Raw genomic sequence first — 22,886 nt, forward strand, 5'->3', positions numbered from 1 at the left:
GCAGAAGAGCCATCAAGTTTATTGCGCTTCTTTAGCGTGAATCAATTGCGTCAGGAGTGTGTTAACCGGTACGGCAATATTGTTCTGAGCGCCGATTCGCGCAATCGCACCATTTAAATAGTCGATTTCAGTCAGTCGGCCTTTATGTAAATCCTGATGCATAGAAGGATAGTGGTGGCCGCTCTCACGCGGATCGAACACTTTCTTCACCGTATTCATCACCATTTGCTCAGTCAACGGAATATTCTGGCTGGCAGCAACTAACACAAACTCATCAACTACCGCTTGCGCTAAATCTAAAGCACCAGGCCGCTGACCAAATCCGCCGACATTACAATCCAGTAACGCGCAATAGGTGTTCATTACGCTATTAAAGGCTGCTTTCTTCCAGATCGATAATAATACGTCAGGGCTTATTTCAGCATTCAATCCAGCGCTATTAAGGGTGGCAATGACCTTAGCCTCTTGAGCCGAATCCTGGCTGGCAATCGGCTGCAGTTCAATCGTTCCGGTACCGGTGGCCATAATATGCCCAGCCCCCTCCAGTTCGCTGGACCATAACGTCACACCCGCATAGATTTTCTGCCGATCGACATATTTCTCCAGCGTTTCAATATTTCCCAGACCGTTAGATAAAATCATCACCACTTTCGCGGCTGGCAGTAACGGCTTGATACGCTGTAACATGTTATCCAGCTGCATGGCTTTGGTAAACAGAATAACCAGCTCAAACTCCCCCTGGGATTCATCAGCCAACATAGCAGGGATGGGGTAATACTTCTGAGTCGTTTCCGTTTCGACAAACAACCCCTTGCTACGAATAGCGTCGACATGCTCCTGCCAGCCATCAATAAGCGTCACGTCGTGCCCGGCCTCCAGCAGCATATAGCCAAAACGACATCCCATAGCGCCTGCACCTGCGATTGCAATTTTCATTTTTATTTCCTTATTATCTGATTAATGAATTTTGGCTAAAACCGTTGCGACATATTTTTTCGTTATCAGGGTCAACACGACTCCAATAAGCAATAGCACCGTGGTCAAAATAAATACTGTATTGTAGCTTCCGGTATATTTTGCAATAGCGGACGTTACATAAGGAGCAATAACCGCACCGACGGCAAAACCAAAATACATAAAGCCGTAGTTTAGTCCCTGGTTACGCATACCAAAATTCTGGCTGGTCAAACCAGGGAAGATAACTAATATACCGGCATAAGCAAAGCCCACGCCCAGAGCGCTGAAATAAAATACCGAAGTATTGCCATTGAAGAAAAATAACAGCAGCATACACAAGCAAGTAAAGAGGTAAACAATAACCAGCGTATTATAGCCGCCTAATTTATCAGTTAACCCTCCCCAGAACAGGCGACCGATCGAGTTAAATATCGATACCAGGCTAACGACTAATGCACCGGACAGTAAACCGTACTGCGTCATACCAATTTGCGCAGAGCTTGAGCTAATTACCATCCCAGAGAACACGCCCAGCGCCAGAATCATAAACAGCAGCCAGAAGCGCAGATCTTTCAGCATGTGCCGATAGTCTTTATCCAGTGGCGACGCTTTAATTCCTCCACTATCTTTTGCTGGCGCGCTACGAATAAAGAACTGGACGATAAAAATAACCACCAGATAAACAATACCCAGATATAACAACGCCCGACTAACATCGTGAGTTTGCGCCATAAAATATTCGGCCAGGCGGGTGCAAAGTAGCGTCCCGACGCCAACACCCGCCAGTACGATACCGCTGGCCAGACCGCGACGGTCAGGGAAAAATTTCAGAATATTATTAAGATTACCCGTAAAAGCCAGGCCCGATCCCAACCCGGCAATGACGCCGTAGGTTAAAAACAGCATGGGCAAATTATCCACAAACCCGGACAAGATAAAACCTAAAGAAAACAGGATACCGCCGATAACTATCGCCTGCTTTCCTTTACCATTGTCGATCATTCTCCCGCCCCAAATCATCGGTAAAGGAATGATCCCCATGTTGATAGAGAATGCTAACGCCAGCGTAGCCGGATCCCAGTGATATTGCGCCATGAGTGGTGTTTTGAAATAGCTAAATGCGTAGACGCCCCCGAGCACAAAATTGATGCACACGTGAGCGGCAAGCATTCCCCAGCGGTTGATTGATGCCGACATAATTTTCCCTTTTTAAAATGCACTGATCACAGTTTAAAAAAAGCAAAATAGGCAAACAATTTGGTATTTTTTATAATCGTTATAACAAAACCCAATCGATTGGCATTAAATTTTAATGAATATCAAACAACTACATTCCTTCCTGATATTGTGTGATGAATTACATTATGGTCGGGCAGCCAGTCGCCTGTTTATCACTCAGCCATCATTAAGTCAGCAAATCAAACAACTTGAGTCATCACTTAAAACAATATTATTTAAGCGAAAAGGTAGAGGAATTAAATTAACAAAAGCAGGCATTATTTTGCAACGACATGCTAACAAAATAATGCTGGATTTAAAAAATGCCGAAAATGAACTTCTTCCCTATCAGGACCAACAGCGCGATACTATTTCAATCGGGGTGTCAGGCAGCTACCTGGTCCTGCCCGCTTTTCGCAACTTTATGGCGCACCATCCGGAAATATCTTTAAATGTTAAAGAGTTCTCAACTGAGCAAACCATTAAAAAGCTGACGGATAGCGCCGTTGATATTGGCATTGTTTATCGAACAGCGCTCCCTGCCCAGCTAAGCTCGACCATGCTGTTTGAAGATGAAATTATCGCTGCAATCCCACTTTCTCATCCTCTGGCGACACGCGAACGTCTGCATCTAAAAGATTTAAACGACCAGCCCATTATCGTGCTTAATGACTCTCTGCTATTAAGAGGGATCATCACCACAGAATTTAATAACCGCAAAGTCGTTCCTAACGTCATCTGCGAACTGGATAACCACTACTCATGCCTTGAGTATGCCGAAGCGCAGATTGGCATCGCATTTATTACCCGCTCGCTAACCCATTTATCGACACCCAAAAATGTTCGCCTGGTTTCACTGGGCATCCCCGCATTCTTTATTCCTGTCATGCTGGTGCACAGTAATGACCTTTCACTGGATAACGCAACCATCTGCCTGCTCAAGCAGATCAAAAATTTTTACACTGTAGATAACAAATCAGCGCCAGAAAAGAGCTGGCCCGAGCAGAAAATAGGCGTATAATGCCCGCCCGATTTGTGTTGTTTCTGAGAATTTCCTGATGGCGCTGTTAATCACCAAAAAATGTATCAATTGCGATATGTGCGAGCCGGAGTGCCCGAATGAGGCGATTTCAATGGGCGACAGCATTTATGAGATTAACAGCGACAAATGCACCGAGTGTGTAGGCCATTACGAAACGCCGACCTGTCAGAAAGTCTGCCCGATCCCCAATACGATTTTGCAGGATCCCGCCCATGTCGAAACCGAAGAACAGTTGTGGGATAAGTTTGTTCTGATGCATCACGCAGATAAACTGTAAGCGGGTTAACGCACTTCCAACGCAACAATGCCTGATGGCGCTATGCTTATCAGGCCGACAATATATCGGCCTGTAGGTCAGATAACGTGTTTACGCCGCCATCCGGCAAATCTAACTTTCCAGAATGACCGTAGCGCAGGCGTAATGGCGTTCATCGGCCAACGTGACATGCATGTGCGCCACACCGAGTTTCTCCGCCAGCGTTAACGCCTCGCCCCACAGCCGCAAACGTGGTTTTCCCAGCTCATCGTTAAACACTTCGAACTGATTAAACGCCAGACCGTTGCGGATGCCGGTGCCAAAAGCTTTCGCTGCCGCCTCTTTGACCGCAAAACGCTTGGCGAGAAAACGCACCGGCTGCTGATGCGTCTCCCAGATAGCCCACTCGTTGTCACTGAGCACACGCCTTGCCAGACGTTCGCCGGAACGGGAGATCACTGCCTCAATGCGGGCAATCTCTACAATATCCGTTCCCAGGCCGAGAATCGCCATTAGCCGCGCGCTTCCAGCATCAAACGTTTCATTTCAGCCACCGCCTCTTTCAGCCCCGTCATCACCGCCCGACCAATAATGGCATGACCGATATTGAGCTCGTGCATTTCCGGCAGTGCGGCAATAGCTTTGACGTTATGGTAGGTCAGGCCATGACCCGCATTTACTTTTAGCCCCAGACGGGCTGCCAGGGTCGCGGCGCTGGCAATACGCGCCAGCTCTTTTGCCTGTTCCGCATCGGTTTCTGCGTTGGCATAGCAGCCGGTATGGATTTCGATAAACGGCGCGCCGACTTCCGCCGCCGCGTTGATTTGCGCTTCATCGGCATCGATAAAGAGCGAAACCTGGATGCCAGCCGCCGCCAGGCGCGCGCAGGCATCACGCATTTTATCGCGCTGTCCGGCCACATCCAGGCCGCCTTCGGTGGTGACTTCCTGGCGTTTTTCCGGCACCAGACAACAGAAATGCGGCCTGGTTTCTACGGCGATCGCCAGCATCTCTTCGGTCACCGCCATCTCCAGATTCATACGCGTATGCAGCGTCTGACGCAGAATGCGCACATCGCGATCGGTAATGTGGCGACGATCTTCGCGCAGGTGTACGGTAATGCCGTCCGCGCCTGCCTGTTCAGCAATAAACGCCGCCTGTACCGGATCCGGATAGTCGGTGCCGCGCGCATTACGTAACGTGGCAATGTGGTCAATATTGACGCCTAACAGTAATTCAGCCATGACAATCCTCGTTAATCTTTCTTCGTTTTTACTGTGCGTTTGGGCATAAATTGCCGGAACAGCTCCCGGCTTTTTAACGGTTTTCCCCCAAGATACGGCTTTAATGCCATACGGGTAAAGCGTTTAGCGGCACGCAGGGTATCTACATCCGGAAATTCCCGCGCCTCCAGCGCTTTCAGGTGCCGTCCGGTAAAGGTGTTGTTATCGATGACGACGCTGGCGAAAAAGCCTTTTTCTTCGCGGTAACGGTAGGTCATGGTGTCATCCACCCGTTCGCCGCTGCCTGCACAGTGGGTAAAATTGACGCCATACCCCAGATGTCCCAGCAACGCCAGTTCGAAACGTCGCAACGCTGGTTCAGGCGAGCCGGTGGTTCCCGCCAGCGCCTGAATACAGTTCAGATAATCAAAAAAGAGTTCGGAGAAGCGCGTTTCATATTCCAGTACGCGAGAGAGGAGTTCGTTGATATACAGGCCGCTATAGAGCGTAATACCGCTTAACGGCAGCGCCAGAGAAACTGCCTCGGCGCTGCGCAGGGTTTTCACCTCGCCGCGTCCGCTGTAGCGTAACAATAACGGTGTAAAAGGCTGTAACGCGCCTTTCAAATTGGAACGTTTAGATCGCGCGCCTTTGGCGACAAGGCGCACTCGCCCCGATTCTTCCGTGAAGACGTCCAGCATCAGGCTGGTTTCGCTCCAGGGGCGACTGTGCAGGACAAATGCGCGCTGCCACCCTTCCACGCTGTGTTAACTCACAGATCGTCTACGTAACCGAGACTGCGCAGAGCGCGTTCGTCATCGGCCCAGCCGGATTTCACTTTCACCCACAGTTCCAGGTGTACCGGCGCTTCAAACATCTCCTGCATGTCTTTACGCGCTTCAATACCAATGGTTTTGATTTTGGCGCCTTTGTTGCCAATCACCATCTTCTTCTGCCCTTCGCGCTCGACGAGGATCAGCCCGTTGATATCATAGCCGCCGCGTTCGTTGGTAACAAAACGTTCAATCTCAACGGTAACGGAATACGGCAGCTCGGCGCCGAGAAAACGCATCAGCTTTTCACGAATGATTTCAGACGCCATAAAGCGCTGAGAGCGATCGGTGATGTAATCTTCCGGGAAGTGGTGAATCGCTTCCGGTAAATGTTTACGCACGATACCGGCAATGGTATCGACGTTCATACCCGTTTCAGCAGAGATCGGTACGATATCAAGAAAGTTCATCTGGCTTGCCAGGAACTGGAGGTGCGGCAGCAAATCGGCTTTTTCCTGCACGTTATCCACTTTGTTAACGGCGAGAATAACCGGCGCTTTGCCATCGCGCAGTTTGTTCAGGACCATTTCGTCGTCCGGCGTCCAACGGGTGCCTTCCACAACGAAAATCACCAGCTCAACGTCGCCAATCGAACTGCTCGCCGCCTTATTCATCAAACGGTTAATGGCGCGCTTTTCTTCCATATGCAGTCCCGGGGTATCGACATAGATTGCCTGATACGGGCCTTCGGTATGAATACCGACAATGCGGTGGCGCGTGGTCTGCGCTTTACGGGAAGTGATCGAAATCTTCTGCCCGAGCAGTTTGTTCAGCAAGGTGGATTTGCCAACGTTCGGACGTCCGACGATGGCAATAAATCCGCAGTAAGTTTTGTCAGTGCTCATTCCAACTCCAGTTTTTTCAGCGCCTGTTCGGCGGCAGCCTGCTCCGCCTTACGACGGCTGGAACCCGTGCCAACCACCGGTTCGCTCAGGCCGCTGACCTGGCAGTGGATAGTAAATTCCTGATCGTGCGCCTCGCCGCGCACCTGCACAACCAGGTAAGATGGCAGCGGCAGATGGCGACCCTGCAAATACTCCTGCAAGCGCGTTTTAGGATCTTTTTGTTTATCGCCCGGACTTATCTCATCCAGACGGGTTTTATACCAGTTAAGGATCAACTGCTCGACGGTCTGGATATTGCTATCGAGAAATACTCCGCCGATTAACGCTTCAACGGTGTCCGCCAAAATGGACTCCCGACGGAATCCGCCGCTTTTTAATTCGCCCGGCCCTAAACGCAGGCACTCGCCTAAATCAAACTCACGGGCTAATTCCGCCAGCGTATTACCACGTACCAACGTGGCGCGCATACGGCTCATATCTCCCTCATCCACCCGTGGGAAACGATGATAAAGCGCGTTAGCGATAACGAAGCTCAGGATTGAATCGCCTAAAAACTCCAGGCGTTCGTTATGTTTACTGCTGGCGCTGCGGTGAGTTAATGCCTGCTGCAACAGCTCCTGATGATTAAAAGTGTAGCCCAGCTTCCGTTGAAGCCGATTAATTACGATGGGGTTCATGCGATACCAATAAATGAATGCGTCAACAATCCAGCACACGAAACAGACCTGATACACGTCATCTGTCCTGCCGCATCGCTGCAGCGGAAAGAAGGTTGTCTATAACCAACGCTGTTTCGTGTGCCGTGGCGACCAAACGGCGCCAACCTAAAACTTCGGGGGAATATTCTATACACAACGACAGGGGATGTCGTTAGTCTGAGGGAATTTATCCAGGAAATAATTCACGCTGCCGCTAAAAAGACGGCAGCGTGAACGATCATTTCGTCACAGTTAGTGAATACCGCCGATACGACTCAGGCGTACGCCTGTCGGCCACTCCCCTTCCTGCTTGTCAAAGCTCATCCAGATAGCGACCGCTTTACCGACCAGATTCGCTTCCGGAACAAATCCCCAGTAACGGCTATCCGCGCTGTTATCGCGGTTGTCGCCCATCATGAAATATTGCCCCGGCGGTACAACCCAGGTCGCCAGCGGTTGTCCTGGCTGTTGGTAATACATGCCCAACTGATCCTGAGCTATCGGCACCATCAGGATGCGGTGCGTCACATCGCCTAACGTCTCTTTACGTTCGGTCAGGCGAATGCCGTTTTCTTTTGTCTCGTTTAGCGGAACCTCAAAGAAACCGCTGGTCGCTTCTCCGCCGTTACGGCGGGCAAAGGTCTGTACAAAATCGCTCGGCTCAACGTTAGAGTAGGTAACCGGCAGCGCATTTTCGCACGCCTGACCGGAGCTACAGCCAGGCTGAATCGTCACCTCTTTCGCAACCGGATCATAAGTGATTTTATCGCCCGGCAAACCGACTGCGCGTTTGATGTAATCTAACTTAGGATCTTCCGGATATTTAAATACCACAATATCCCCGCGCTTTGGATGACCGGTTTCAATCAGGGTTTTCTGGTAGATCGGATCTTTAATGCCGTAGGCAAATTTTTCCACCAGAATAAAATCGCCGATAAGCAGTGTCGGCATCATTGAGCCTGACGGGATCTGAAAGGGTTCATAAAGAAATGAACGAACGATCAGAACGATCGCCAGAACCGGGAAAACCGACGCCCCGGTCTCCAGCCAGCCTGGCTTAGGCGCCACTTTATTGAGCGTAGCGTTATCCAGCGCATCTCCCGACGCCGTTTGCGCGGCAGCCTGGCGCGCCCGACGTTTTGGCGCGAAAACAAACTTATCAACGCACCATAAAATGCCCGTCACCAGTGTGGCTATCACCAGAATCAGGGCAAACATGTTCGCCATGCCAACTCCTTAGGGATTATTTATTGTCTTTACCGACATGCAGAATGGCGAGGAACGCCTCCTGAGGCAGCTCGACGTTACCGATCTGCTTCATGCGTTTCTTACCTTCTTTCTGTTTCTGCAGCAGTTTTTTCTTACGACTGATATCACCGCCGTAGCACTTCGCCAGCACGTTTTTACGTAACTGTTTTACCGTCGAACGGGCAATAATATGCGTACCAATCGCCGCCTGAATCGCGATATCAAACTGCTGACGTGGGATCAAATCTTTCATCTTCTCCACCAGCTCGCGACCACGGCTTTGCGAGTTATCACGGTGCGTGATCAGCGCCAGCGCATCGACACGTTCGTTGTTGATTAACACATCAACACGCACCATGTCGGAAGCCTGGAAGCGCTTGAAGTTATAATCCAGAGACGCATAGCCGCGCGACGTTGATTTCAGACGGTCAAAGAAGTCGAGCACCACTTCCGCCATCGGGATTTCATAGGTCAACGCGACCTGGTTACCGTGATACACCATGTTAGTTTGTACGCCGCGTTTCTCAATACACAGCGTAATAACGTTACCTAAATAGGCTTGTGGTAACAGCATATGACATTCGGCGATAGGCTCGCGCAGTTCATAAATGTTATTCAACGGCGGCAGCTTGGAGGGGCTATCAACATAGATAGTCTCTTTCGCCGTTGTTTCTACTTCATACACCACGGTCGGCGCAGTGGTGATCAGATCCAGATCGTATTCGCGTTCCAGACGCTCCTGAATGATCTCCATGTGCAACAGGCCGAGGAAGCCGCAGCGGAAACCAAAGCCCAGCGCCGAGGAGCTTTCCGGTTCATAAAACAGTGAGGCATCGTTCAGGCTCAGCTTGCCGAGCGCGTCGCGGAAACTTTCATAATCGTCGGAGCTGACCGGGAACAGACCTGCATAGACCTGCGGTTTCACCTTCTTAAAGCCCGGCAACGCTTTTTCCGCTGGGTTACGCGCTGAGGTTAAGGTATCGCCAACCGGCGCGCCGAGGATATCTTTAATGGCGCAGACCAGCCAGCCTACTTCGCCGCACTTCAGCTCGGTACGATCAACCTGTTTCGGCGTGAAAATCCCCAGGCGGTCAGCGTTGTAGGTCTGCCCGGTGCTCATCACTTTAATTTTGTCGCCTTTACGCATGGTGCCGTTTTTAATACGCACCAGCGATACCACGCCCAGGTAGTTATCGAACCAGGAGTCAATAATCAGCGCCTGCAGCGGGCCGTCCGGATCGCCTTGCGGCGGCGGGATATCGCGCACCAGGCGTTCCAGAACATCCGTCACGCCGACACCCGTTTTGGCGGAGCAGCGTACCGCGTCCGTCGCATCGATACCGACAATGTCTTCGATTTCTTCCGCCACACGCTCCGGATCGGCGGCCGGCAGGTCAATCTTGTTAAGCACCGGCACCACTTCAAGATCCATTTCCATCGCGGTGTAGCAGTTCGCCAACGTTTGCGCTTCTACGCCCTGGCCGGCATCCACCACCAGCAGCGCGCCCTCGCAGGCGGCTAACGAACGGGAAACTTCATAGGAAAAGTCAACGTGTCCCGGCGTGTCGATAAAGTTCAGTTGATAAGTTTCACCATCAGACGCTTTAAAATCCAGCGTCACACTCTGGGCTTTAATAGTAATACCGCGCTCACGCTCAAGATCCATCGAATCAAGTACCTGAGCTTCCATTTCACGGTCAGACAGGCCACCGCAGATTTGGATAATACGGTCAGACAGCGTCGATTTACCGTGGTCAATGTGAGCAATGATCGAAAAGTTACGTATGTTCTTCATAGAGATAAATTATTATGCCTTACGCCTGGTTGACCAGACTTTAGAGGTCGCTGTTCTGAGCTTAACGTCTGTTTTAACTGAAACGCCGCATTCTACACTACAACGCTAAGGCGAGGAAATGTTCATAGTGTAAGGAGAGCGGGAACTGGAAAACGCCTCGCTTTTTTCCTGTAAAACACCGCAACGCAGGAAAAGCGCATGCTTATCGGGACAACAACCCAACGCGGCAGGTGTACCGTTGGGCAAAACGTTTACTGGCGCGTTTCGATTGAGGTAGTTTCGACGCGAACAAGGTCCGGCGGGAGGGCAACGTTTAAAATCACCGGCTGCCAGGCGTCGCGCTCCGCCAGTTTTCGGGAATAGCCGCGGGCAACCAGAAAACCGCCCACGCCGCCCAGCACGGCCCCGCTTAATGCGGCAAAGTCAGATCCAAACAGCATCTGAAAAAGCGCCGCACAAAGAAATAGCCCTGCTAAAGGCGACATATAGACCAGCAACGCCGAACCTAAAAGGCTTTTTTCGGCGATGCCCAACTCGACTTTCTGCCCCGGCGCCAGCGGCTCCGCGCTTGGCACAACAATGGTATGCGTGGTTTGCGGCCCTAATTTATTCAGCACGCGACTGCCGCATCCCGCACGGGAGGCGCAGCTGCTGCATGACGCTTTAACGTCGCAGCTCACCACCGCCTGACCATTCTGCCAGGAGACAACGGTTGCCCACTCTTTAATCATTGTACTGCCCTGAATTTGATACTGTCGGCAATGCGCTTCGCCGTTTGCGGCGGAAGCTCGCCGACAATGGTGATTTCCGCGTTGTCGCGAACGCTGCTATAAACCGTTCGGCGCCCGGTGCGCAGCATCTGATCGCTGCTGTTTTGCGTCGCCCGGTTCACATTGACGGAAAAGCTAAACAGACCGTCAGAATAAAGCCGCGATTCGATAGGCAGGTTATCCATCGTCGGCAACGGACGACGGCTGCTGGAAACTTCGCTAAAGCCTTGCGGCACCCAGGATGGACTCCAGTTAAATTTCGTTTTTTCGCCACCGGGAACAGAAAGCAGCGGCGGCAGATTCGCCTTCGCCAGCGCCTGCATGTTGCTGCCGATATCCTGACTCACCGTGAACGCAATAACGCGGAACTGCTCCAGCGTCTCGCCATCGCGATCCAGCAGATCAACGCGCATCGGTAGTTTGGTGTCCATGTCCATCCAGACGATATAGCTGTAACGCGTACCATCGCGCGCCACAACGCGGATAACTTCGCACAATCTGTCTGCGATACGGGTGCGTCCGACAGAAATAAAGTCGTAGTAAGGCGCCAGGCGCTTGAAGTCGGTGTAAATCAGGGAAGGCAGAGAATCGACAATATAATCACCGTTCAGGGTGAACGGCTCAAGGCCCGGTTCAAAATAACTGATTTCATTACCACGCTGTACGACCTCCCGGCGGGGACCGTCCAACTGTAGCAATTGCGCAAGCGGGCGACTATCCAGGCGTGCGTGTCGATAACGCAGAGATTCAACGCCTTGTTTCGTGATGCTGACGAATGACAGCTCGTAATTCAGTGACTGACTGGCGATGTTCATCTGCTGCAATAACGCCCCGGACGCAGGGTCGGCCGAGGCGTTTACTGAGAAGAACAGGCTAGCCGCCACAAGGGACATGGCAAACCAAAGTTGCTTCATTACTGCGATTGCGTTCCTAAAGTTTGGATTCCTGGCACCTGTACCGCGGCTTGCTGGGTTTGCGCCTGCTCAAACTGAAGCTGTTCGGAGTGCAGTCGGCGCTGCAGTTCATAGTCCTGCAACATGGCATTAATGCGACGACGCTGCTCCTGTACCTGCTGTTGCTGACTGCCGACAGGCGCTGCTTCAGAAGGCACTCCCAGACTTACCGGGCTGGCTTTCCCCATCATAGGCAGGGTATTGAAAACCGGCGTTTCAGGTTGTTGGGATGTTTCAGATTGCCCATTATAGTGCTGGACACCGACGATAACTGCAAGTGAAACGCACGCCGCCACGCCCATTTGGGTAAGCTGCGCCGCCCACGGACGCACTTTTTTCCAGAACGGCATTTTCTGCCATTGCTGCGGAGCGGGTTGGGCCTCAGGGATTAATGGCGACACCTGACGTACTGGCTCGTTTTCAATAGCGGCCATCACGCGAGCGGATATATCGAAATGGAGAACGTCAGGCGTATCCCCCCGCATTGAATCGCGGATCAGGTGATAACTCTCCCAGGTTTTCTGCATTTCCGGGTCGTGCGTAAGCGCTTTGAGCAGCTCACTATCCAACGTTTCGCCATCCATCAAAGCGGAAAGTTTTTCTTTCTGCATGCCTAATACCTTTTCCAGTATCCCGCTATCGTCAACGCCTGATAAGCGGTTGAACTTTATTATCAATAGCTTCCCGCGCCCGGAAGATACGTGAACGCACCGTCCCCACCGGACAATCCATGATAGCCGCTATCTCTTCATAGCTCAGGCCATCCAGCTCCCGTAAGGTGATTGCCATACGTAAATCTTCCGGGAGGGACTCAATAGTTCGGAAAACTATCTGTCTCAGTTCTTCTGACAACATTAAGTTCTCAGGGTTCGAAATTTCTTTCAGCGCGCCGCCGCTTTCAAAGTTTTCTGCTTCAATCGCGTCTACATCACTGGAAGGCGGACGACGCCCCTGCGCAACCAGGTAGTTCTTCGCGGTATTGACCGCAATACGATACAACCAGGTATAAAAAGCACTATCCCCCCGGAAAGAATCCAGCGCGCGATAGGCCTTAATAAATGATTCCTGTACGACATCGGGAACGTCGCCCGATGGCACATAGCGGGAAACCAGACTCGCCACTTTATGCTGGTAGCGCACTACCAGTAAGTTAAAGGCTTTCTGATCTCCCTTCTGGACCCGTTCAACCAGGACCTGGTCCGTTAACTGCTCGCTCATCCGAGGTAATGTCTCCCCAAACCAAATTTCCACGCGCTTTCGAAACGCCACTCCATAAGCCGCACTATGAGCAAGCAACAGGTTAGAGTGTCTATGTTTCGTAAAGTTCCGTTACGCATTTGTTTTTGTTTGTCATGTTGTAGACAGGTCTTATCTTCCATTATAAGTCTATAGATGCTGAACAACGCACTATCTGTACAGAAATGCCCATTTCGTCGTTTGCAGAGTAACCTAACAGCATCTTTATTTCACTACAAAATCCGACGCTAACACCCTGCCCTATAAAATATTTTTTGCCGTTTATCTCTCGCCGTATTTTTATTTTATGTTTAATAAGCACAACACCAGCGAAATCATAACGTGCTTTTTAGCGCCATATAGTGCTAATCTGCCGCAACCATGTTTAGTAAATTAAACAAGAACCATGATGACAACTCCTGAACTGTCCTGTGATGTGTTAATTATCGGCAGCGGCGCGGCCGGACTCTCGCTGGCGCTGCGTCTGGCTGAAAAACATAAGATTATCGTCCTGAGTAAAGGGCCGGTGAGCGAGGGCTCCACGTTTTATGCGCAGGGCGGTATTGCCGCCGTGTTTGATGAAACCGACAGTATTGCGTCACATGTCGAAGATACGCTGATTGCCGGCGCCGGAATTTGCGATCGCCACGCGGTGGAGTTTGTCGCCAGCAACGCCCGTACCTGCGTGCAGTGGCTTATCGATCAGGGCGTCCTGTTTGATACGCATGTCCAGCCAAACGGCAAGGAGAGCTATCATCTCACGCGTGAAGGCGGCCATAGTCATCGCCGTATCCTTCATGCCGCCGACGCTACCGGAAAGGAAGTCGAAACCACGTTGGTCAGTCGGGCACAAAATCATCCTAATATTCAGGTGCTGGAACGCAGCAACGCCGTTGATTTAATTATCTCCGATAAAATGGGTCTGCCGGGGCCTCGCCGGGTCGTCGGCGCCTGGATCTGGAATCGCAATAAAGAGTGGGTTGAAACCTGTCATGCGAAGTCGGTGGTGCTGGCGACCGGCGGCGCCTCAAAGGTGTATCAATATACCACTAACCCGGATATTTCCTCCGGCGACGGTATCGCGATGGCCTGGCGCGCAGGCTGTCGGGTCGCTAATCTGGAATTTAACCAGTTTCATCCCACCGCCCTTTATCACCCGCAGGCGCGTAATTTTCTCCTTACCGAAGCGCTGCGTGGCGAAGGCGCATACCTTAAACGTCCGGACGGTTCACGGTTTATGCCGGACGTTGACGAACGCGGGGAACTGGCGCCGCGCGATATTGTCGCCCGCGCTATTGACCATGAGATGAAACGACTCGGCGCAGACTGTATGTTTCTCGATATCAGCCACAAGCCTGACGATTTTGTCCGCCAGCACTTCCCGATGATCTATGCGAAACTGCTCGATTTGGGGATGGATTTAACCAAAGAACCGATTCCCATTGTTCCTGCCGCGCACTATACCTGCGGCGGCGTGGTCGTCGATGATTATGGTCGTACCGATGTAGACGGCTTATATGCCATTGGCGAAGTCAGTTACACCGGCCTGCACGGCGCTAACCGTATGGCGTCCAACTCGTTGCTGGAATGCTTAGTGTACGGCTGGTCCGCAGCAATGGATATCGACAGGCGAATGCCTTCTGTCCACAGCGTTGACGCCCTTCCAGCCTGGGATGAAAGCCGCGTGGAGAACGCCGATGAGCGGGTGGTGATTCAGCATAACTGGCACGAACTGCGCCTGCTGATGTGGGACTATGTGGGCATTGTGCGCACGACGAAACGGCTGGAGCGCGCCCTACGGCGTATTACTATGTTGCAACAAGAGATTGACGAGTATTACGCCAACTTTCGCGTCTCGAATAATTTACTGGAGCTGCGCAATCTGGTGCAAGTGGCCGAACTGATTGTGCGTTGCGCGATGATGCGTAAAGAGAGCCGGGGGCTGCACTTTACGCTGGATTATCCGCAACAACTGGCTGAATCAGGCCCATCGATCCTTTCGCCGTTAACGCCTCACATAAACAGATAAAATGCCTGGGTCAGCGCCGTATAACTTTCAGAATAATGCTGGTCTGACCCGCGAATTACTAATCTGTCGCTAAAGCACTCTCCGGCTTGCGGGGAGAATGCGAGCAAAACCCGGTGCGGCAAGCGCGCTTCGTTTTCCGCAACGTCAGTACGTAATCGCAAATGCCATCCCATGTTGAGCGCTTGCTGCGTAAAAGCGTTACCTATTTGTTCCGGCAAGACTACGCAAAAAAAGCCATCTTCGGTAATACAATCCGCCGCAATAGCCAATAACGTCTGGTGATCCAGCGTAGCGGTGTAACGCGCCAGCTCCCGCTGCGGCGTGGCGCATTCCACACCGGGTTCGTAATAAGGCGGGTTGCTGATAATAAGATCAAAGCGTACCGTCTGGCGAGGCGCCCAACGCTGAATATCGTCAGTATGCACCGTTATTCGATGCGGCCAGGGAGAGTGAGCCACGTTTTCCTGCGCTTGCATGGCAGCCCCGGCATCCAGTTCCACGGCGTCAATAGGCACATTGTCATCCGTCCGCTGCGCCAGCATTAACGCCAGCAGACCGCTTCCAGTACCGATATCCAGAATTCGCTTTACATCCGCGACCGGCGCCCACGCCCCGAGTAAAATACCGTCAGTTCCCACTTTCATCGCACACCGATCGTGTGCGACAAAAAACTGTTTAAACGTAAATCCGTTACGACGAAGAACGGAGCCAGACTGAGACATGTAAAAACAACCTTGCAAAAAACGGCGACAGCGCCGGGTGAAAACAATACCTGAGAAGGGATATCCATACAAACAGATGAAGATTGCGGCCGTAACGTCTATAATCAGCGCCCCACACAGAGGTAGAACATGACTGTAACGACTTTTTCCGAACTTGAACTCGACGAAAGCCTGCTGGATGCCCTCCAGGATAAAGGTTTCACTCGCCCGACCGCCATTCAGGCTGCCGCCATTCCGCCTGCGCTCGATGGCCGTGATGTACTCGGTTCTGCGCCGACAGGCACCGGTAAAACGGCGGCATATCTGCTGCCGGCGTTGCAGCACCTGCTCGACTTTCCGCGTAAAAAATCGGGGCCGCCGCGTATTCTGATCCTGACGCCAACCCGCGAACTGGCAATGCAGGTTGCCGATCACGCTCGTGAACTGGCTAAGCATACTCATCTGGATATCGCCACGATTACCGGCGGCGTGGCCTATATGAACCATGCTGAAGTGTTTAGCGAAAACCAGGATATCGTGGTCGCCACGACGGGCCGTCTGCTGCAATATATAAAAGAAGAGAACTTTGACTGCCGGGCGGTTGAAACACTGATTCTTGACGAAGCTGACCGGATGCTCGACATGGGCTTCGCTCAGGACATTGAACATATCGCTGGTGAGACCCGCTGGCGTAAACAGACGATGCTGTTCTCCGCCACGCTGGAAGGCGATGCGATTAAAGATTTTGCCGAGCGTCTGCTGGAAGACCCGGTTGAGGTTTCCGCCAATCCGTCAACCCGCGAGCGCAAGAAAATTCACCAGTGGTACTACCGTGCCGACAATTTCGAACATAAAGTTGCGCTGTTGAAGCACCTGCTCAAACAAGACGATGCAACCCGTTCTATCGTGTTTGTACGTAAACGTGAACGCGTCCATGAACTGGCTGAAACGCTGCGTCTGGCAGGGATCAACAATTGCTATCTTGAAGGCGAGATGGCGCAGATCAAACGTAACGAAGGTATTAAGCGTCTCACCGACGGTCGCGTTAACGTGCTGGTCGCGACCGACGTCGCGGCACGCGGGATTGATATTCCTGACGTCAGCCACGTTATTAACTTCGACATGCCGCGCAGTGGCGATACCTATCTGCATCGCATTGGTCGTACAGGCCGTGCGGGCCGCAAAGGCACTGCAATCTCGCTGGTAGAAGCCCACGACCATCTGTTGCTGCTGAAAATCGGTCGCTACATCGAAGAGCCGCTAAAAGCGCGCGTCATTGATGAGCTTCGCCCGACCACGCGTGCGCCCAGCGAAAAGCTGACCGGCAAACCGTCGAAAAAAGTGCTGGCGAAACGCGCCGAGAAGAAAAAAGAGAAAGAAAAAGAGAAGCCGCGCGTGAAGAAACGTCACCGCGATACAAAAAATATCGGTAAGCGCCGCAAGCCAAGCGGTACGAAAATGCAGGAGCAATCCAGCGAAGAGTGATGATAATGCCGGGTTCGTTAACCCGGCATTTTTTTATCTTCCACGGTAAAACACGCCTCCATACACTGCATAAATATCTGCATTGCCGGGCTGACCGCTTTCCCGGCATGATGGGCGCACAGCGCCATGATCGATAGCGACGGCGCGCCAAACGGCAGCTCTTTCAACTGACCGGTACTAAGTTCTCGTTCAACGGCAAAACGTGGTAAAAAGCTGATGCCCAGGTTAGCAGCCACACACTGTTTAATACTTTCAATACTCCACAGTTCAATGGTGTTTTCCAGCGTAATCCGCCTCTGCCGTAGCGTACTTTCAAACAGCTGGCGGAAGACACATTGCGGTTCATTGATGATGAAACTACAGGGGATATGCTGATCTGGCTGCGTAAAATCAGCATCCTGTAGCAGTGGAGAGGCCACCAGCGCCAGCGACTGCTCCCCCAGTTGCTGCATCGTGAGCGCGTCATCATTACCTACGCGATAAAAAACGCCCAGATCGACCTCGTCATTCAGCAACGCATCACGTATCACATAGCAATTCAGCGACTGTAGCGACAATTTGACATTCGGCGCTCGCAGCTTAAAACGTTGTAGAACCTGCGGCATTTTGTACGCCAGTAAGGTTTCACCTGTCGCCACGCGCAGCTCTCCGCCGGGTTCCGCATCCTGCCTTGCGGCTTCACGAATCAACTCCATCACACGCGTCAGTTCATGGATATGCGGCATCAGCTTTTTCCCCTCATTGGTCAGGCACATTCGGCGCCCTATTTTCTCGAACAGTTGCAGGGAAAACTCACGTTCAAGCTGTTGAATATGAAAAGTTACCGTCGACTGAGTACAGCACAGCTTTTGCGAAGCCCGCAGAAACGAGCCCTCTTCCACTACCGTTTTCAGCGTAATAAACCGACGCAGATCCATAACCACCAACCTATCGAAAATCTCGAATTCAGAATTAAAAAACATTCATTTTTTTAAATATTTCATATCGGGTACTGTCTGCTAAAACAGAGGAGATGACAAGTGACACCGATGCTTTTAAGCGCTTTCTGGACTTATACATTAATCACCGCCCTTACCCCCGGCCCAAACAATATTCTCGCGCTTAGCGCAGCAACTGCACATGGTTTTCGGCAGAGTATTCGTGTACTGGCAGGTATGAGTCTGGGATTTTTGGTCGTCATGCTGCTGTGCGCCGGGATCGCGTTTTCCCTTGCGGTTATCGATCCGGCAATCATTCATTTACTCAGTTGGGTGGGGGCTGCGTATATCCTGTGGCTGGCGTGGAAAATTGCTACCAGTCCAGCGGCGGATGAGAATGTCAGACCAAAACCGGTTGGCTTTTGGGTAAGCTTTGGCCTGCAGTTTGTGAACGTCAAAATTATTCTGTACGGCATTACCGCTCTGTCTACATTTGTTTTACCGCAAACGCAGGCGCTGAACTGGGTCATCGGCGTCAGTATATTGCTGGCATTGATCGGCACGTTCGGTAATGTGTGTTGGGCGCTGGCGGGACATCTGTTTCAGCGGGCGTTTCGCCATTATGGTCGCCAGTTAAATATCATTCTGGCGTTACTGCTGGTGTACTGCGCGGTGCGGATTTTTTACTGACCCAAATAAAACAAAAGCGGAAAAGGCCCGGCCTCTTCCGCTTGTTATTACCGGATAAGCCTTACAGGCTTTCGGTAAAGGTACGAGCGATAACGTCGCGCTGCTGTTCCGGCGTCAGGGAGTTAAAACGCACCGCATAACCAGAAACACGAATAGTCAGCTGCGGGTATTTTTCCGGATGCTTAACCGCATCTTCCAGAGTTTCACGACGCAGAACGTTAACGTTCAGATGCTGACCGCCTTCAACGCGTACTTCCGGTTTAACTTCCATCGGAATTTCACGGTATTCAATCTCGCCCAGTTTGCTGACAGCCACAACTTCATCTTCAGCAAAGCCGGATTTTGCAACGATGCAGCGCGCTTCGCCTTTTTCGCTGTCCAGCAGCCAGAAGGAATTCAGCAGGTCGTCGTTAGCGGCTTTAGTAATCTGGATACCTGTAATCATGTGATGCCTCCCCAGGCAAAATTATTTGATTTCGGTCGGCCTAATCCCGGCCAATTGGTAAAACCATTGTTGCTTGAGTGTATATATACCCTTCGATCACCCTTCATTCTTTGATTTAAATCAATAAAAACCACACCATAAAAAGGGTGATGAAGGGAATTTATTGTTTTACATCAACTTACACCATTCAGACCTATAAACTTTTTACATAAATTTTCAACTATCTTTTGTAGGTAACCGTTTTTGTAGCACGCAGGATTTTGCACTGCAGAAAGAAGCAGTTAAGCTAAGGGAACTGGAAATTCGCAGGAGAGCGAGATGGCGACTGAGTTAACCTGGCACGATGTGCTGGCTGATGAGAAACAGCAACCTTACTTTATCAATACGCTTCACACTGTTGCTGGCGAGCGTCAGTCGGGTATCACGGTCTACCCGCCGCAAAAAGATGTGTTTAACGCCTTTCGCTTCACGGAACTGGGCGACGTTAAGGTGGTGATCCTGGGGCAAGATCCTTACCACGGCCCCGGCCAGGCACATGGTCTGGCGTTTTCCGTGCGTCCTGGGATCGCTCCCCCGCCGTCATTAGTGAATATGTACAAAGAGCTGGAAGCCTCCATTCCCGGCTTTGTTCGCCCCGCGCACGGTTATCTGGAAAGCTGGGCGCGCCAGGGCGTACTGTTACTGAATACGGTGCTCACGGTACGGGCAGGCCAGGCGCACTCTCATGCCAGCCTGGGGTGGGAAACCTTTACGGATAAAGTGATAAGCCTGATTAACCAACACCGCGAAGGGGTTGTCTTCCTGCTGTGGGGCTCGCACGCCCAGAAGAAAGGCGCGATTATTGATCCACAGCGCCACCATATTCTGAAAGCCCCGCATCCCTCGCCACTCTCTGCGCACCGCGGATTTTTTGGCTGTAACCATTTTGCGCTAACGAACCAATGGCTGGAACAACACGGCGAGAAAACTATCGACTGGACGCCAGTATTACCGGCTGAGAGTGAATAACGTTGGCGACTCGCCGTTTTATCGCCCGGATAACGGCGCGAAAGCGCCTTGTCTGACCGGGCGGTAGAAAGTACATCATTGGCCCGGCGCGCGTTGCGTCACCGGGCTGCAGCCCTTACGCTTTATTCTGTCGCCACCACTCGGCGAGCAGTACGCCTGTCGCAACCGACACATTCAGGCTTTCCACGTTCCCGGTGCCGTTAATTTTCACGCACAGATCGCCGGGTTCGCGCGCCGCTTCCGGCAGGTAGTCATATTCACGGCCTAAGACCAGCACCATCTTTTCCGGCAGGGTCGTACTAAAGAGCGCCTGACCGCGATCGCTGGACGTCGTCACCACGGTGTACCCCGCCTGACGAAAGTCATCCAGTACGTCAACAATGCTTTCACCAGTGATCGGCTGGACATGCTCCGCCCCGCCTTCCGCAGTACGAATCGCCGCGCCGGACTCCAGCAACGCCGCATCCTGTACCACCACGCCCTTCACGCCGAAGTGCGCGCAGCTACGCATCATGCCGCCCAGATTATGCGGGTTAGCGACATCTTCCAACGCCAGCACGCAGTCTTGATCCGCCGCCTGCTTTACCCATTGCTTAACGGTCGTACCGTTACGCTTTTTAATCAGGAAACACACGCCACCGTGGTGCTCAGTCCCGGAAGCTTTTGCCAGTTCGGCTTCATCCACCACATGGTAGGCTTTACGATTCGCCGCCATCCAGCGCAGCGCCTCTTTAAAACGCGGGGTCACGCTTTGGATAAACCATGCGCGCACGATGGCGTCAGGACGGCTCTGGAATAGCGCCTGGCAGGCATTTTCGCCGTAGACGCGTGTCTCTTCCGCACGCTGGCGACGCAAAACTTCAGGGTCGATAAAACTTTTACCGCTAATACCACCATGATCGACTTTCTCAGGCGTTTCATCGCCTGGCGCGCGGGACACGGTGCGCCACGGCGAAGTTTCATGTTTACGGTCACGGCTCTGATTATTTCGCTCATCACGGGCGGGGCGACGTCCACCGTCAGTGCGAGACTTTGCTGGGCGGCCTCCCCCTTTCCCGGTACGCGGGTTATGGGTGCGTTTATCAGAGTCATCATCACTACGGACATACATCACTTTGACTTTGCCGCTTTTGTTTTTTAATTCATCGTTCATGCTTTTCTCCACCAGCGCTGCGCGAAGCGCGAAGATTACCCGATGTGCATCCGGTTAGCCATGATTTCGTTTAAAAGCTTGCGACTATTGTACTCATTGAATAAAACACATTGTTGTTTAGCACAGACTCCTCGATAATATGTAACATTATAGAAACATCCCGCGCGTAGCGGGACGTCTTCCGACGTATTCAGAGGTTAGCTATGAACACCGTTTGTACCCATTGTCAGGCCATTAACCGCATCCCCGACGATCGGCTTCAGGACGCGGCAAAATGTGGACGCTGCGGTCATGAGTTGTTTGACGGAGAAGTCATTAATGCGACCGGCGAAACGCTGGACAAACTGTTGAAGGACGATCTTCCAGTGGTGATCGACTTCTGGGCCCCCTGGTGCGGCCCTTGCCGTAACTTTGCGCCAATCTTCGAGGATGTCGCAGAAGAGCGCAGCGGTAAAGTCCGTTTCGTCAAAGTGAATACCGAGGCGGAACGGGAACTCAGCGCCCGTTTCGGTATCCGCAGCATCCCGACGATTATGATTTTTAAACATGGACAGGTGGTCGATATGCTTAATGGCGCAGTGCCTAAAGCGCCTTTCGACAGCTGGCTGAACGAAGCGCTGTAAACGCCACGGGGCGCATCTTGTGCCCCGTTTTCACCTCTGCCACAATAGCGTTTTTCTCCGCAAACGCTTTCTATGACCAATAACGCTGTCCTTCAGTTACGCGCCGAACGGCTTGCGCGCGCTACTCGCCCTTTTCTTGCCAGAGGCAATCGGGTTCGCCGCTGTCAACGCTGCCTGCTGCCGCTAAAATCTTGCCTGTGTGATACGTTAACGCCTTCTCAGGCGAAAAGCCGTTTTTGTCTGGTCATGTTTGACACTGAACCGATGAAACCCAGCAATACCGGCCGGCTGATAGCCGATATTTTGCCGGATACCGCGGCGTTTCAGTGGTCGCGTACCGAGCCGCCACAGGCGTTGCTGGAGTTGGTACAGCATCCGGATTATCAACCGATAGTGGTCTTTCCTGCGTCCTACGCCGGCGAAGCGCGCGAGGTCATTTCCACCCCGCCCGCCGGGAAAACGCCGCTGTTTATTATGCTGGACGGCACCTGGCCCGAAGCACGTAAAATGTTTCGTAAAAGCCCTTATCTGGATCATCTGCCGGTCATTTCCGTCGATTTATCGCGTCTTTCAGCTTATCGTCTGCGTGAAATCCATGCCGAAGGGCAATATTGTACCGCCGAAGTCGCCATAGCGTTGTTAGATCTGGCGGGAGATACCGAGGCGGCAACCAGTTTAGGTGAACATTTCACCCGTTTCAAAACGCGCTATCTGGCAGGAAAAACGCAACATCCGGGAAACGTCACAGCATAAAATAGCGA

General features: G+C 52.0%; 26 protein-coding genes. 8 read left to right on the forward strand and 18 right to left on the reverse strand.

Going from position 1 to position 22,886, the window contains the following annotated elements; genetic code table 11:
- Positions 1-18: 18 nt before the first annotated feature.
- A complete protein-coding gene (locus NA986_RS16500) occupies positions 19-936 on the reverse strand; it encodes an oxidoreductase (protein ID WP_000684021.1) in 918 nt (305 codons plus the stop codon).
- Positions 937-957: 21 nt separating this feature from the next.
- On the reverse strand, positions 958-2,154 hold the full coding sequence (locus NA986_RS16505; RefSeq protein ID WP_001276364.1) for an L-lactate MFS transporter: 1,197 nt from the start codon (positions 2,152-2,154) through the stop codon (positions 958-960).
- A gap of 115 nt (positions 2,155-2,269) precedes the next feature.
- Between NA986_RS16505 and NA986_RS16510 the strand changes: the two genes are divergently transcribed.
- Complete coding sequence (locus tag NA986_RS16510) at positions 2,270-3,196, forward strand: LysR family transcriptional regulator (protein ID WP_001022463.1); 927 nt, start codon at positions 2,270-2,272, stop codon at positions 3,194-3,196.
- A gap of 37 nt (positions 3,197-3,233) precedes the next feature.
- The gene (locus NA986_RS16515; protein ID WP_001196291.1) at positions 3,234-3,494 is read left to right on the forward strand and encodes a YfhL family 4Fe-4S dicluster ferredoxin; all 261 of its coding nucleotides are present in this window, start codon (positions 3,234-3,236) and stop codon (positions 3,492-3,494) included.
- 111 nt (positions 3,495-3,605) lie between these two features.
- Here NA986_RS16515 and acpS read toward each other — a convergent pair whose 3' ends face one another.
- The 12 genes from acpS to rseD form a co-directional block, all read right to left on the reverse strand.
- Positions 3,606-3,986 carry a holo-ACP synthase gene (acpS, locus tag NA986_RS16520; protein ID WP_000986043.1) on the reverse strand — a complete coding sequence of 127 codons (381 nt, stop codon included), beginning with the start codon at positions 3,984-3,986 and terminating at the stop codon, positions 3,606-3,608.
- A complete protein-coding gene (gene pdxJ / locus NA986_RS16525) occupies positions 3,986-4,717 on the reverse strand; it encodes a pyridoxine 5'-phosphate synthase (protein WP_000818964.1) in 732 nt (243 codons plus the stop codon). Before pdxJ ends, acpS begins: the two co-directional genes overlap by 1 nt.
- An 11-nt stretch (positions 4,718-4,728) precedes the next feature.
- Positions 4,729-5,457 (reverse strand): DNA repair protein RecO, encoded by a 729-nt coding sequence (recO, locus tag NA986_RS16530; RefSeq protein WP_000399380.1) that lies wholly within the window; start codon positions 5,455-5,457, stop codon positions 4,729-4,731.
- An 11-nt stretch (positions 5,458-5,468) separates the two neighbouring features.
- Positions 5,469-6,374: a GTPase Era gene (gene era, locus NA986_RS16535; RefSeq protein WP_000102230.1), complete on the reverse strand. Its 906-nt coding sequence runs from the start codon at positions 6,372-6,374 to the stop codon at positions 5,469-5,471.
- A complete protein-coding gene (gene rnc, locus NA986_RS16540; RefSeq protein WP_001068341.1) occupies positions 6,371-7,051 on the reverse strand; it encodes a ribonuclease III in 681 nt (226 codons plus the stop codon). The genes era and rnc overlap by 4 nt, the downstream gene beginning before the upstream one ends.
- Positions 7,052-7,324: 273 nt before the next feature.
- Positions 7,325-8,299: a signal peptidase I gene (gene lepB / locus NA986_RS16545; protein WP_000002559.1), complete on the reverse strand. Its 975-nt coding sequence runs from the start codon at positions 8,297-8,299 to the stop codon at positions 7,325-7,327.
- Between the two features lie 16 nt (positions 8,300-8,315).
- Positions 8,316-10,115 (reverse strand): translation elongation factor 4, encoded by a 1,800-nt coding sequence (gene lepA, locus NA986_RS16550; RefSeq protein ID WP_000790154.1) that lies wholly within the window; start codon positions 10,113-10,115, stop codon positions 8,316-8,318.
- A gap of 251 nt (positions 10,116-10,366) precedes the next feature.
- On the reverse strand, positions 10,367-10,846 hold the full coding sequence (gene rseC, locus NA986_RS16555; RefSeq protein WP_020899100.1) for a SoxR-reducing system protein RseC: 480 nt from the start codon (positions 10,844-10,846) through the stop codon (positions 10,367-10,369).
- Entirely contained in the window at positions 10,843-11,799 is a 957-nt protein-coding gene (rseB, locus tag NA986_RS16560) for a sigma-E factor regulatory protein RseB (protein WP_000812021.1), read from the reverse strand. The genes rseC and rseB overlap by 4 nt, the downstream gene beginning before the upstream one ends.
- Complete coding sequence (rseA, locus tag NA986_RS16565; RefSeq protein WP_001168374.1) at positions 11,799-12,449, reverse strand: anti-sigma-E factor RseA; 651 nt, start codon at positions 12,447-12,449, stop codon at positions 11,799-11,801. Before rseA ends, rseB begins: the two co-directional genes overlap by 1 nt.
- Positions 12,450-12,480: 31 nt before the next feature.
- Positions 12,481-13,056, reverse strand: a complete 576-nt coding sequence (rpoE, locus tag NA986_RS16570) for an RNA polymerase sigma factor RpoE (RefSeq protein WP_000003307.1) — start codon at positions 13,054-13,056, stop codon at positions 12,481-12,483.
- Complete coding sequence (rseD, locus tag NA986_RS16575; protein ID WP_014344135.1) at positions 13,053-13,217, reverse strand: rpoE leader peptide RseD; 165 nt, start codon at positions 13,215-13,217, stop codon at positions 13,053-13,055. Before rseD ends, rpoE begins: the two co-directional genes overlap by 4 nt.
- A gap of 263 nt (positions 13,218-13,480) precedes the next feature.
- Between rseD and nadB the strand changes: the two genes are divergently transcribed.
- Complete coding sequence (gene nadB / locus NA986_RS16580) at positions 13,481-15,103, forward strand: L-aspartate oxidase (protein ID WP_023216174.1); 1,623 nt, start codon at positions 13,481-13,483, stop codon at positions 15,101-15,103.
- On the opposite strand, the gene trmN is transcribed toward nadB, so the two are convergent.
- A complete protein-coding gene (trmN, locus tag NA986_RS16585) occupies positions 15,088-15,825 on the reverse strand; it encodes a tRNA(1)(Val) (adenine(37)-N(6))-methyltransferase TrmN (RefSeq protein ID WP_020899102.1) in 738 nt (245 codons plus the stop codon). The two genes, nadB and trmN, sit on opposite strands and share 16 nt — an antisense overlap.
- Before the next feature lie 129 nt (positions 15,826-15,954).
- Between trmN and srmB the strand changes: the two genes are divergently transcribed.
- Entirely contained in the window at positions 15,955-17,289 is a 1,335-nt protein-coding gene (gene srmB / locus NA986_RS16590) for an ATP-dependent RNA helicase SrmB (RefSeq protein WP_000219174.1), read from the forward strand.
- A gap of 17 nt (positions 17,290-17,306) precedes the next feature.
- Here srmB and NA986_RS16595 read toward each other — a convergent pair whose 3' ends face one another.
- Complete coding sequence (locus tag NA986_RS16595; RefSeq protein WP_001728952.1) at positions 17,307-18,206, reverse strand: LysR family transcriptional regulator; 900 nt, start codon at positions 18,204-18,206, stop codon at positions 17,307-17,309.
- Positions 18,207-18,308: 102 nt separating this feature from the next.
- Between NA986_RS16595 and eamB the strand changes: the two genes are divergently transcribed.
- Positions 18,309-18,896 (forward strand): cysteine/O-acetylserine transporter, encoded by a 588-nt coding sequence (gene eamB / locus NA986_RS16600; protein ID WP_000188415.1) that lies wholly within the window; start codon positions 18,309-18,311, stop codon positions 18,894-18,896.
- A gap of 61 nt (positions 18,897-18,957) precedes the next feature.
- Here eamB and grcA read toward each other — a convergent pair whose 3' ends face one another.
- Entirely contained in the window at positions 18,958-19,341 is a 384-nt protein-coding gene (gene grcA / locus NA986_RS16605; protein ID WP_000627811.1) for an autonomous glycyl radical cofactor GrcA, read from the reverse strand.
- A gap of 318 nt (positions 19,342-19,659) precedes the next feature.
- Here grcA and ung point away from each other — a divergent pair, with 318 nt between their 5' ends.
- A complete protein-coding gene (gene ung, locus NA986_RS16610) occupies positions 19,660-20,349 on the forward strand; it encodes a uracil-DNA glycosylase (protein ID WP_000179978.1) in 690 nt (229 codons plus the stop codon).
- 115 nt (positions 20,350-20,464) lie between these two features.
- Here the strand turns inward: ung and NA986_RS16615 are convergent, their stop codons facing one another.
- Positions 20,465-21,502, reverse strand: coding sequence for a tRNA/rRNA methyltransferase (locus tag NA986_RS16615; RefSeq protein ID WP_000997370.1), 1,038 nt, complete (start codon positions 21,500-21,502; stop codon positions 20,465-20,467).
- A gap of 203 nt (positions 21,503-21,705) precedes the next feature.
- Here NA986_RS16615 and trxC point away from each other — a divergent pair, with 203 nt between their 5' ends.
- Both trxC and tapT read left to right on the forward strand, forming a co-directional pair.
- Positions 21,706-22,125: a thioredoxin TrxC gene (gene trxC, locus NA986_RS16620; protein ID WP_001098732.1), complete on the forward strand. Its 420-nt coding sequence runs from the start codon at positions 21,706-21,708 to the stop codon at positions 22,123-22,125.
- 72 nt (positions 22,126-22,197) lie between these two features.
- Positions 22,198-22,878 (forward strand): tRNA-uridine aminocarboxypropyltransferase, encoded by a 681-nt coding sequence (gene tapT, locus NA986_RS16625; protein WP_000183644.1) that lies wholly within the window; start codon positions 22,198-22,200, stop codon positions 22,876-22,878.
- The last annotated feature ends 8 nt before the right edge of the window (positions 22,879-22,886 follow it).

The sequence above is a fragment of the Salmonella sp. NW177 genome (genome assembly GCF_051811585.1).
Lineage (GTDB): Bacteria > Pseudomonadota > Gammaproteobacteria > Enterobacterales > Enterobacteriaceae > Salmonella > Salmonella enterica.